Annotated in this window: 7 protein-coding genes; 1 reads left to right on the top strand and 6 read right to left on the bottom strand. The window is 68.8% G+C overall.

What is annotated here, in order from left to right:
- Nucleotides 1-128 precede the first annotated feature (128 nt).
- The 4 genes from recD to O2W20_RS09535 are packed head-to-tail and all read right to left on the bottom strand — an operon-like array spanning nucleotide 129 to nucleotide 9,557.
- Nucleotides 129-2,090, bottom strand: a complete 1,962-nt coding sequence (recD, locus tag O2W20_RS09550; RefSeq protein ID WP_269172864.1) for an exodeoxyribonuclease V subunit alpha — start codon at nucleotides 2,088-2,090, stop codon at nucleotides 129-131.
- Complete coding sequence (locus O2W20_RS09545) at nucleotides 2,087-5,476, bottom strand: UvrD-helicase domain-containing protein (RefSeq protein ID WP_269172865.1); 3,390 nt, start codon at nucleotides 5,474-5,476, stop codon at nucleotides 2,087-2,089. Before O2W20_RS09545 ends, recD begins: the two co-directional genes overlap by 4 nt.
- Nucleotides 5,476-8,859, bottom strand: a complete 3,384-nt coding sequence (recC, locus tag O2W20_RS09540; RefSeq protein WP_269172866.1) for an exodeoxyribonuclease V subunit gamma — start codon at nucleotides 8,857-8,859, stop codon at nucleotides 5,476-5,478. Before recC ends, O2W20_RS09545 begins: the two co-directional genes overlap by 1 nt.
- On the bottom strand, nucleotides 8,850-9,557 hold the full coding sequence (locus tag O2W20_RS09535; RefSeq protein ID WP_269172867.1) for a hypothetical protein: 708 nt from the start codon (nucleotides 9,555-9,557) through the stop codon (nucleotides 8,850-8,852). The genes recC and O2W20_RS09535 overlap by 10 nt, the downstream gene beginning before the upstream one ends.
- Before the next feature lie 141 nt (nucleotides 9,558-9,698).
- Between O2W20_RS09535 and O2W20_RS09530 the strand changes: the two genes are divergently transcribed.
- The gene (locus O2W20_RS09530) at nucleotides 9,699-10,142 is read left to right on the top strand and encodes an EVE domain-containing protein (RefSeq protein ID WP_269172868.1); all 444 of its coding nucleotides are present in this window, start codon (nucleotides 9,699-9,701) and stop codon (nucleotides 10,140-10,142) included.
- On the opposite strand, the gene O2W20_RS09525 is transcribed toward O2W20_RS09530, so the two are convergent.
- Complete coding sequence (locus O2W20_RS09525) at nucleotides 10,123-10,827, bottom strand: HNH endonuclease (RefSeq protein WP_269172869.1); 705 nt, start codon at nucleotides 10,825-10,827, stop codon at nucleotides 10,123-10,125. The genes O2W20_RS09530 and O2W20_RS09525 overlap by 20 nt on opposite strands.
- Before the next feature lie 28 nt (nucleotides 10,828-10,855).
- The gene (locus O2W20_RS09520) at nucleotides 10,856-11,809 is read right to left on the bottom strand and encodes a DNA adenine methylase (RefSeq protein ID WP_269172870.1); all 954 of its coding nucleotides are present in this window, start codon (nucleotides 11,807-11,809) and stop codon (nucleotides 10,856-10,858) included.
- Nucleotides 11,810-12,164: the final 355 nt, after the last annotated feature.

Here is a 12,164-nt window from a genome sequence, read left to right as displayed (position 1 = left end):
GCCCACCCCACTACCTCGGTCACTAGTCACCCTTCGTCGGTTGCGTCGGTGCCGTCCTAGCTTCGGCGACCGCTGTTGCTTTCGGCAGCGACACCCGCCGCATTGAGCCCGGCCGGCGGCTGTCGGCTCTATTCGTTCCACTGAGTGCAGTCGGCCGAAGGGCAGTCCGCCGATGTTCCCTGGAGGCCAGCGAGGCGGCGCTGGAGACCAGTCGCCCTGGCGACCGGCTGCATGACCGCGCTGGATACGGCCGCGGCCGACCCCACGACGGTCACCGCTCCCCGGGCACGGGTCACCGCCGTGTAGAGCATCTCTCGGCTCAACAGGGGGGACGACGGCGCCGGGAGCAGCACGGTCACGTGGTCGAACTGTGACCCCTGGCTGCGATGCACCGTGAGCGCTCGCAGGGGTGCGACGGAGCCCAGCCGCCCGAGCGGTACCTCGACCGGCGCGTCGGGGGTCCCGAACGCCGCGACAAAGTCGTTCCCGCGCATCACGATGACGCCGGTGTCCCCGTTGAACAGCCCGTTGTCGTAGTCGTTGGCGAGCACGATGAGTGGTAGACCCGCATAGCGACCGTCGCGCCTGGCCACCACGCCCACGTCCTCAGCTATCCACCGCTCGGCGAGCTGTTCCCACACCGCCACGCCCCGCGGTCCTCGACGGTGAGCGCACATCAGTCGGTGCCGGTCCAGAGCCTCGAGGGCCGCTGGTGCGTCGCCCGCCCGGGATGCCTCCACAACGCTATTTGCGTGGTCGACGAGCTCCGCACGAAGCGCCGTCACGGTTGAGCCGGACAACGGCCCGTCGTCGGCCACCTCGTGGAACGCAACCGCATCGCCTCGGCCCCGTAGGACCGCGAGCACTCGTTCTCCGTCGCCGTCCCGGATCCCGTCCGCCAGGGCCGCGATGCGACCGTCCCCGTCGTAGCGATAGACCGTCCGCAGGAAGGTAATGCCGTCACGGACTCGTTGCGCCGGGGAATCCTCCTCCACGGACACAGTCGCGGCGAGATCGTGCGGAACCGCGGCCCGCAGCTGTGCTGTGCGGACGGCGGTACGCCCACCGCTAACGGCGTCCGCGGTCAGGTCGGCCAGGACAGCACCGGCCTCCACAGCGGCCAACTGGCCGGGATCTCCGACGATCACCAGCCGAGCCGTCGGGGGCAGCGCCTCCAGGAGCCGGGCGAACAGCGTCAGAGACACCATTGAGGCCTCGTCGACGACGAGCACGTCGAGCGGCAGCGGATTGTGCCGGTCGTGCCAGAACCGTGTGGAACCGCGGCGCACACCCAACAGCCGGTGCAGGGTCGATGCAGTCGTCCCCCGCAGCAACTCTCGGTCAGCGGGGACCAGCACGCTGTCTGTCTCGGCGGCTTGCTGCATCGCCTCTTTCATACGGGCCGCGGCCTTGCCCGTGGGGGCGGCCAGCGCAAGCCGCAGCGGCGCTCCGGGCTCGGCGAGTGCATGCAACGTGGCGACGAGACGGGCCACGGTGGTCGTCTTGCCGGTGCCCGGCCCCCCGGCCAGCACGGCCACCCGGGACAGCACGCACACGGCGGCCGCAAGTCGCTGATCATCCGCTGTGGACCCCGGCCAGAGTCGCGCCAGCACAGTCCGGAGCTGCTCGGTATCGATGACAGGCGCCGAAGACGCCCGCCGAAGCAGATCCTCGGCCACGCCAACCTCCTGCCGCCAGTACCGGTCCAGCCACAGCGCCCCCTCGTGTAGGCGCAGCGGGCGCCGGCCGTCGCTGTCGTGGCGGCTTACGAGCGGGCTGCCAGCAACGGCGTCCAGCCAGTCAGCCGGATCAGGCCACGGCAGCGTCGGCGGCTCCCGGTCCCCCACCGGTGCGTCGAGCGCGGCAGCCATCCTCGGCGCGTCGGCGAGTGACAGCATCACCGATCCCTGCCGAGTGCTGCGGACAACGAGCGCCGCCGCCAGCAGGACGCGGTCGTCTACCTCCGAGCTCAGCCGTCCCAATCGTTGCGCCACGTGCACATCAGCAGCCTGGAGCACACCCGCCCGGTTGAAGTCCGCTAGGAGCCCCTCCGCACGCAATGCGAGCTGAGGGTCCGGTGCGTCCGTCATCGTGCATCTCCCGCGAGCAGGTCCGACAGGGCAACTACGAGGGACGCCGGCGGGCACCAGGACCAGACGCCGGGGATCTCGTCCTCTGGCGCAGCCCCGACCCTGGCACCGCACATGCCGCGCAGGAATAGATAGAGCACCCCGCCGAGGTGCCGGTCGGGCAGGTAGCCCGGCTGTCGCCAGCGCAGGAAGCGGTGAAGGGCGACCTGGTAGAGCAGGGCCTGCAGCGGGTAGTGCGCGCGAATCACGGCCGCGTCGAGAGCAGAGGCCCGGTAGTGCCACGCGGTCAGCGGCACGGTCGGGGGGGCCAGCCGATTGGTCTTGTAGTCGACGACGACGTACCGCGGCTCCTCTGCTTCCCCCAGCCGAATGACAGCGTCCAAGGAGCCGGTGAGAAATCCGCGCAGCGGCTGATCGGCCAGCTCCGGTATCCCCAAAGCATCGGGGTAGGCGACCATCCGGTCGGCCGCGGGCAGGTACCTGCGTAGGAGATCAGCCACCGCCCCGAGCCGCACGTCACCCAGTGGTACGTCTCCGCCGGCCAGCGGGAGCTCGAAGTCCAGCTCGGTGAGAATGTCGCGCGAAGCGATGTCCGTCAACCGCCGCCCGTCAGCGAGCACGCCGAGGGGCGTCGACACCGCGGTTTCTAAGGCGGTGGCCAGCTCTTCGGCGCTCGGTCCGCCCCCATGACCCAGCAGCTGGTGGTGCGCGGCGGCGCGCAGCCGATTCAACGGGTCCCCCTGGCCGCCCAGCGCTTTCTCGAGCACCGCGTGCGCGAGTGTTCCGAAGATCGTTCCTCCGGCGAGGTCGGCCATCGGCGAGGGGATCTGCCGGAGGCGCTGCAGCGCGGGTGAACCGTCGGCGTCGTCGTCCGCCAAAAGTTCGTCAATCTCGTCGTCCTGGCCGTCGGTTTCCGGCTCAGCGACGACCGCAGCTGGTGCCTCGTGCGCGTCCCGGGTGAGCCGGGTGTAGGAAGTTCGCCGCCACCCCGTGTCGAGGGTGCGCCGCAGCTCGTCGGCGGCCAGCCGACTTGCGTCGGCCGCCGCGGGGCTCGGGGCGGCGATGCCTCCGGTGGCCGTGCTGGCGACCACGGCAACATCGACACCACCCGGAGCGGCCCCGGAGAGCATCCGCAGCCGGGCCTCCGCGTCGTCGTCAGCAGGGACCGGCACCCTCAGTGGCACCTCCACGGCGGGGTCGGCACTGAACAGCACCCGGTGCAGCGGACTCGTGGCCGTCTTGCTGGAGCCCGCCCACCACAGCACGAGCCGGCAGACCGCCCGGGTCGCCGCCACGTAGAGGAGCCGCAGCTCCTCCCCCGCGCTGTCACGGGCTTCGGCCCTACATGCCTGCGCGTAGCCTGGCCCGTTGCTGCCGCCGACGTGCCGAATCCGCCGACCGGAGTCGTCGTAGATTCGGGGCAGCCGCTCCTGGGACCCCCCGCCGCTGGTATCCCAGGCGAACGGGACGAACACCACCGGGAACTCCAGGCCCTTGCTGGCGTGCACAGTGACGACTTGGACCGCGGCGTCGTCGGTGTCGAGTCGCCGGGAACGCTCTTGATCCTGATCGCCGCCGGACTCCGTCAGCCGGTCGCGCAGCCAGGCCACCAGGCCGCTCACGCCAAGCCGAGAATCTGCAGCCTCCGCGTGCAGTGCCTCCGCAATGTGCCGCCGGTCGGTGAGCAACCGCTCACCGTCCGGGCGCTGAAGCAAGCGGGCTGAGAGACCTCGGCTGTCGGCCACGGCGGTGAAGAGCCCTCCCACGCCGCGACGGGAGAAGACCTCCTCCCAGTCCCGGAGGGCGTCGACCAGCTCGTCGGTGGCTGCGTCCCCGCGCGCGTCGAGCTCGGCGGCGGACCAGCCGATCCACGGAGTGAGTGCGAGCCGTCGGACCAACCCACGACGGTGCGGCTGACCTAGCGCCTCCAGGAGCCGGAGCCAGTCCTCTGCGCCGCTGGTGGCGAAGACGCTGGACGCGCCGGTCAGCACCGAGGGCACTCCCTGGGCCAGGAGGGCGTCGCGCACCAGGCCAGCTTGGGCACCGGTACGCACGAGGACCGCCATGTCCGCACATGTCAGCGCGCGAGGTCTGCCGTCGGAGCGTGGAGCGATGGTGTGTCCGCCGTAGAGGACGGCGCGTACCTGCGCAGCAACGTCCGCAGCTACCGCCTCGCGGGCGGCGGGAACCCGGATCGTTCCGTTCTGCACCAGCGGCAACCCGGCCCGCGGCAGCATGCGCAGCTGCACCGGCTCGGGGGCCAGCGGTTCAAACGCGCTCCGGCGGTGTCCGGCCCGCACGGGGCGGACGACGATTGCCGGGTCGCCGAGCGCGGCGCCTCGAAAGATCGTCTGCAGGCCGTCGAGAATCCGGGGATCGCTGCGCCAGTTGGTGTCCAGGGTGGCGCGAGTGCCTGCCGCGGCCGCGGCCGACAGGTAAGCGCGGATGTCCGCCCCACGGAAGGCATAGATCGACTGCTTTGGATCCCCGATGAGAACGAGGGTGCGGCTGCCATGGAAGGCAAGCCGGAACACGTCCCACTGGACGGGGTCGGTGTCCTGGAACTCGTCGACCAGGACGACCTGGTAGCGGTCCTGCAGCCGGGTACGGGCGATGTCGCCCGTGACGGGGTGAGCGAGGGCGTCACGGACCCGTCCCAGAAGGTCGTCGAAGCCCTGAATGCGGCGCGCTCGCTTACGCCGCTCGGTCTCGGCGCGCACCGCGACGGCGAACCGCACGCGCACGTCGGCGGCCGAGTCGCGGATTGCGTCCGAGGGGACCAAATGCGCGTGCGGGTCCTCGATCGCCGCACGTGCGACCGCGCGGGCCCGCTCGTGCGTGAACTGGGGCGCCGGGGCGCCGGGGCGGCAGTGGAACCGGAGGTAGAGGTCGTCACAGACCTCGCTCACCAGGTCGTCGAGGGTCTCGACGAGTTCGGTACCGGGGTCCAGGTCGGCCGCCGAACCGAGGCCGCGGAGGACCTCCTGGCAGAACTGGTGGATCGTAGCGACGGTGGCTGCGTCGAAGTCTGCCAACGCCTCGGTGAGCCTGGCCCGCCGTTCGGCGACCTCGTCTGCGGAACCGCGGGCTAGCCAGGCGACGACCGGGTCAGCTGACTCCGAGGCCGCCCCCAGGTCGGCCAGCGCGGCGCAAGTGTTGAACAGCCGCTCCCGTACGCGGGTGCGCAACTCACCGGTCGCCGCGCGTCCGAACGTGACCACTAGCAGCTGATCCAGGCGGGCATGGCCCTCGGCGACGTAGCGGGTGACCAGACCGGCGATGGTGTAGGTCTTCCCGGTCCCGGCACTGGCATCGAGGACGGTTGTGCCCTCGGGCAGGCGGCCAGCAAGATCGACCGGAACGACGTCCGGGGCGGCAACTCCCATCACCGAAGCACCCGGCCTTCTAGGGCGAGGAGGGGCTGCCAAACGGTGCGTGCCAGCCGGCCGAAGTCGGTGGGCTCGTCCGGAGCATCTGGCCCGAGGACACCGGCCGGTGCAGTCCATTCTTCCAGCACCGCCATCGGTGCCCCCTTTCCCCACAGCATGGCGTGGGCCGGATCGACGTCCTCACCCGGCCTCCGGTGTGCCGAGGTCCAACTGCCCGCAGCCCGCGACCATGCGACATCCCGGTCCTGGCCGCGCGCACGCGCCGCGGCGTAGGCCTCGCCCGCAGCGATCGGCAGCGGCAGGGGCGCGCAGCAGCCGAAGTCGCGCAGTCGCAGAAGCCCGGCCAACGCTTCGCGGGCGGCGCCGACCCCGACCGGACCGAGGCTGTGGATGGCGATCTGGCCGTCGTCTGCCCGGCCCACAACGACGCCTTGCCACTGCCGGTCGGGGTGAGTCGTACTGAGCGCGAGGAGCTCGATCCAGGCCCGCAGCCGCTGCTTCGCCTGCACCTTTGAGTACGTGACGCTGAGCAGCACATCGTCCCGGACACCATGCACAGAGCCGAGTACGCGTCGATGGTCGGACAGAACGGCGTCTATGACGAGGCTTTCCGCCGGGACGCTGCGATGGACCGCGCTCTCGATGAGCAGCCGGTCGACCTCACCGCAGACGTCATCCAAAGTCCGGTCCCCGAGCGGGGACGGCGGTAGTACACCCCGGGCGCGCTCAAGTGCCCGAACCGCCTCACCGTCCACACCCCGTAGGCGGGCCTGGAGGACCCGGTCGCCCACTGCCCAGAGCGCAAGTCCATCAGCTTCGGCTGGCAGGGCGTGATCGAGCTCCTCGCTGGGCGCCGGTAGTACGACCCCCAGCCGCTGGCGGAGGAACTCCTTGGATGGGTTCTGCCAGAAGGACACCAACTGGGTCAGCCCAACGACAGCTTCCGAAATCGGTGGCAGCGGAACGCTGAGGAATGGAGGGGCGCCGACACGGGGGCCGGCTGCAGCTACCGCTCCGGCGAGAGCGCTCGCATCGAACGAGAACGGCCCCGGCCGTCCCAGCGCCCCCGGGAGGAAGTTGCGCCGGTCGAACGGTTGCAGGGGGTGATTGATCACGACCGAACTCCGCGCCGGAAGGCCGTCAGCGGTCACGGCGATGCTGTCCAGCGCGTCGAGCAGCTCCGCAACAGGGACCGCAGGAGGAAGCTGGGCCCCGGTCCGGATGTCCGCTCCGCCATAGATGACGACAAGGTGCTCCCCAGCAGCGGCCAGCGCATCCAAGAACAGTTGCCGGTCTTCACTCCGGGCATCGCGCTCGCCGAGGCAGGGATCGCGGAGTAGAAGGTTGTCCCCGTCGACGTGGGGCTGTCGCGGAAAGGCACCGTCATCCATGCCTAGGAGGCAGATGACCCGGTGCGGCACTGACCGCATCGGCGTAAGGGTGCACACGGTCACGCCCCCCGTCCGGAAGCCGGAGGAGGTCGGCCGTGCCTCCAGCCGCCCCGCCATGAGCGAAGTCATCTCGACCAACCCGATCTCTGCCGTGGATCCGGCGGAGGCCTCTGCGAGGTGCCCAACTTCGCGACGCAGGCCCGCCGACTGCCAGGCCTCCTTGGCAGGAACGGCGGTCAGAACCTCGATCGAGGTCTGCAGCACGTCCAGCCAGTCGGTGATGGTCTGCCGGTCGCCGAGTCGGGTGAGTGCGCTGTCCAGTCGGTCGACGAACTCGGCGAAACGGCCGGCCAGATCCACCGCAGCCGAGTCGACGTCATCGACCGGCAGCGCGGTGCCGAGCAGTACGTCGTCCTGTTCGAAGGCCACCCCGGCAAGTAGTCGGTCGATGCCCGAGCGCCAGGTGCCGCTGTCAAGGTGCCCCATCTGCCACCGGTCGCGGTGCTCGGCGCTCAGCCCCCACTTCACGCCGGCGGACACTGCCCAGCCACGCAGCCGCTCGAGGCCGTCCTCATCGAAGCCGAACCGGAGTCGGACCGGCTCTGCACCGGCCAGAGCTAGAACCTGCGTGGCCGTCACTCGGCCGCCGGCGAGGTCCAACAGCTCGGCGGCGATCTGGAGCAGTGGGTTGACCCGTCGCGGAGACCGGTCCGCCGTCGTGAGGCGCAGCCTGGTGCCCGGGTGCCTGTCGGCACCGAAGACCGAGCTGATCAGCGGTGCGTAGGCCTCGATGTCGGGGCACATGATGAGGACATCGCGTGGTTCCAGCGTCGGGTCGTCCTGCAGCAGGCCAACTACCACCTCGCGCAGTACCTCAACTTGACGTGCCCGGCCGTGGCAGGCGTGGACCTGGACGGAGCGGTCATTGGCGGCGAGCTTGTGCTTGTCCCGGAGCAGCCAGTCACTCCGCACGTCGGCTTGCACGTGCTCGAGCAGGGTTCGCGGATCCGTTTGCCCGGCGGGGGCATGGTGGGTGTCGCTCTCGATGGGTAGCTCTCGGAGCCTCAACTGCAGTTCCCGCACATCGCGGGAGAGCGAAGCCAGCAAGGGGTGCGTGACTGGAACTCGGAGGTCAGCGCGACGCTCCCTGACCGCCTCCATGCGGGCTAGGAACTCCCACAGCACGGGACTGGCTGAGTTGATCCACAGGTGCACCTCGCGGTCTGCCGCGAGCGCTGACAGCACCTGCAGGTCCACGGCGTCCAGGCGGCTGGCGCCAAAGATGCTCAGCCTCGCCGGGAGATCTGCGACTTCCGGTCGCGCCCGCAGGGCCGTGCAGGCCTCGTCCAGCAGCTGAGCGGGGGCTGGCACGCCGATCCGGCTTCGAAGGCAGCGCCACAGCTCCGGTTGCCAACCCAGGTCAGCGGGAGCCTCATCGCTCCCTGCGGCCCAGGAGCGCAGGAGGTGCGGACGCGCCGACCCGTATGCGGTGAACAGATCGGTGAGCCGGCGGGCGAGACCGTAGCGCCGGTCGCTGGGCGCACCGTCCTCCGTCATCAGGTGCTGGCGCAGCGGAGCGCACCAGTCCGGCTTGCCGTCGGGAGGCTGGCTCAGGACTTCATCCAAGACGTCGATCATGGACCAGACGGCACGATCGGGACGCCACGCATCGACCGCCGCCGAGTGCCCGGGGCTAGCAGCCGCAACGGCGCCTAACAGCAGGTCGCTTGGGAACGGGAACTCCACGCGAGCGCACACGCCGTCCTGCGCTTCAGCAGCGCCCAGATGCGCCGACAGCTGCTGGGTTATCCACCGCTCGACTCCGCGCGCTGGAACCGCGACGATGTCTCGCTCGAACGGATCATCAGGCGGATCCGCAAGGACCCGGGCGAGCGCCTCCACCAACGCTTGCCCGCTTTCCGATCGGTGAATGTGCAATCCTGCCCGAGCGGACGGCCACGAATGAGCCGCCGGAACGATTAGCTCCACTGCGTGAGCAGGCGCCGCTCAGCCGGAACGGTGACGGTCACCGACCAGCTCGTGTTCTCCCAGGCCGCTGGGTCATAGGACGACTGCCCAGAGCCGAGCTCGGTGAGTACTACGGCCACGGGGACGTCGACGACCAGCTCGGCGAGCTGTCGAACGACGGAGGGCTGGACGTCCACCTCGCGCTGGGGCCAGTCCACCCCAAGGAGCCGCTCGACGTCCGGCGTGACCTCGGCGTACAGCCCCGACAGCGCGAAGCCGGCCTTGACCTCGTCTGCGAACGCAGCATTCGAGCGCATTCGCACTTCGGTCCGCTCTCCGGTCTGCTGGCGGAAGATCCACAGTCCACTACCGCCGACGAGAAGCTCGCCGACGAGGTCGAGGGACTTCGGGGCTCCAGTGTTTCGGCGCGCGGGCCCGTAGCAGGCCACCGCAGAGAGTTCGGACAACGAGGCACCATCCACGATCGAGGTCAGGAGCGGAAGTAGTCGATCACCGGGGATGGCGACCAGACGCTGTTGTCTCGTATCGGCACCCTGCGACGCGACCTTGAGTCCAGTGTCGTCGCGATTGCTCCCCCACCACGAGACACCGACATGTCGAGCCGAGCCGGGACAGCGGGTGCAGCCGACGGTCAGTTGGTTGCTAGCTGTACTGACCGGCGCCCGCACGTTCGGCGCCGTCACCGGCTGCGCGGCCAACAGGGCATCACCTCTCGGGGCAGGAGGGACGAACGCACCCAGCACCATGCGCCTGTACGCAGGCCAACCTTCTTGCCTAGGCGTACGGCCCTTACGATCCTTCCAAGGGACTCCGCACGAGCGACAGCGAGGAATCTTCACATGGCATGGGTTTTCGTCCTCGGCGAGTCGAATGCCCTCGATTGGGTCGTTGCGAACCGCCGCATGGGTCTCGGTGCGAGCCGATCAAAGACTGCGCGGCTCATCGAACCCGGGGATCCAATAGCCCTCTACGCGTCGACCCGCGTCTCCCCGGATGGGCAAGCGCAAATTTTCGCGATCGGGCGCGTCGCGGGCTCCGCTGTCGCAGAACCTGTCGAAGTATCGTATCGCGACGTCGCCTACCAGATTCCCTTAGACTTCGAACACATCGTGAAACCGGGCGAAGGGCTCCGCGTGGCGCCGTTGGTCGACGAGTTGGACTTCATCACGAATAAGGGTGCCTGGCGATTCCATTTCTTCAACGCGGTCACTCACGTTCCTGAAGCGGATTGGAAGACGATTTCCCGGGCCTATGACCAGCAGGTCATCGGCGCCGGCGCTTGAGCCACGCCACTACCCCAATCCCTGCCGCCTCGGCCCGGGCGCGGGCTTCGTCGAATGCGCGAACTTCCTCGTCGCCCGACCAGACGACCGTGGCGCGCCGTTCTGGCCGCGTCGCCACGTGTTCGTAGACCTGCGAGTCTGCCCAATAGCACGTTTCGCACACCGTGTCATCTCTCTGGACAAAGTTGGGACAGTGCTCGCAACTCCAGGACTTCGACCGATTGCAGGAGGCACATAAAAGCTGGAAGTGCGTCGGGTCCATGCTGCCGTCGTCACCGCTGACCTCGAAGGGAATGCGGTGGTCAATCTGCAAGTACCTGTCCTCATAAGGCTCCAGGCATACGTTGCATCGGCAATCGTCGCGCTGTACCAGGGCAGTCTTCAGCTCCTTCGGCCAGACCTTCCGACCATCCAGAGTCCCCCGCTTGATCGTGGCTGGATCCGCGAATACGTACGCGCCGATGCTCCGGCCATCGCTGCTCGTGACCCGCGTTGTCTCAAGTGGGAAGCCGAGCTCGCGTACGTCCCGCGCTGCGCGAGGTGGATGGTTGTAGCCCAGCTCCCCAAGCCTCTCGGTTGTCACGTACCCGTGCTTCAAGATCTCTTCGATGACGGTCCGGGGCCGCTTCGCTTCGACGGCTCGCAACCGCTTCACGTACTCACCGGGCAGGTCTGCGGGGTCCACGCGGGGACCATACGTGCCGCCCTGCCCATCAGGCGGGAAGCTGCAGCTCCCCGAGCGTCGGCCTGAGCCGATTCAGCGCACCGTCGATACCCCCGAGCCGCGCAACCAGGGCTGGCGACACATACAAGGACTCGATTGTCTCTTCGCTTCCGCCTTGAAGTGTCGACTGCGACGAAGTGCCCGCGCGAAGGTGCAAGTGCAGCAATCCGAGTTCATCTGGCAGGTTAGCGCCGTAGCTGCGGCCTCCTGTCGTGCCATCGTAAGAGATTAGGAAGCTCACGCCTGTATCGACCGCCCGGGCAAGCTCACGGGCGAACGCTTCTCGGGGTAGGCCGGAGACGTACCGACTATCGCGGGATCCACTCGTGCCCTGATAAGGCGGATCCATGTACACGACGTCGCCTGGCCCGGCCATGTGAAGCAACTCGGCGTAGTCGCCGGTGGATGTTGTGGTCCGGTCGCCAAGGCACTTCGCCGTGCGCATGATGCGATCTCGTGTGACCTTGGGCTTCGCGCCCAGACGGCGATTGTCAGCGCCTTGGTTGAACTCCCCCTTCGCGTTGTAGCGGATAGCAGCCTTGACGATTCGGTTCAGCAGGTACAGGAGGTCCGCTGGCCGGTGTGAGATGTTGAACCGGTCGCGAGCGAGTCTGAACGTCCCGGCGGCATCGTCGTGGCCCAGCTTCCACAAGTGTTCGTACTCGTCTGCCAGCTGCGCGGGGGTCGCGAGGACGGCGTCCCAGAGGGCCATGAGTGGGGCGTTCAGGTCGCGAATGTGGGCAGCTTGAACCGCCCCCGAGTGCAGTGCGCCGATGGCAACGGCAGCCGACCCGGCGAAGGGCTCGATGAGCCGGGGGGTGCCGGTAGGGATGAGCGGCACGATGGCGTGGGCAAGCGCGCGCTTGCTGCCCTGGTAGGGGAAGGCATACGGCGCGTCAGCCAGCTTCGACAACTTCGCGGGGGTGATAGTCGCTTCGGGCACGAGTCCACTGTGCCTGACTGCGGCGACAGTTCCGGGCTTTGATCGTAGTTGGGGCGCGTGCCCCGGCAGGACTATCGGCGCAGACCGTCGAGTGTCGGTAGGCGGTCTGGCCAGTGCCCAGGCATCCACCCCGTGCCCGGTGCGCGCAGGACCGTGGACATCGCCTTCACGCGGGCCCCGCACGGCCGTCGAGGTCCGCGGCTGCTCTGGCACGGCTGTCAGGAGCACGGCAACCAGCCCCGGGTCAACGCCGCCCACTCGCGTACCAAGCTGGCCCGCAACCGTCAACGGGACGCGAACCTCGAAACCGCTCTCACCCCCGCGGGGTGAAATGGGATCATCGCCTGCTACTACA

Source organism: Modestobacter sp. VKM Ac-2982 (genome assembly GCF_026967935.1).
Lineage (GTDB): Bacteria > Actinomycetota > Actinomycetes > Mycobacteriales > Geodermatophilaceae > Modestobacter.
Note: the sequence above shows the minus strand (reverse complement) of the source record. Positions and strands in the feature narration are given on the sequence as shown.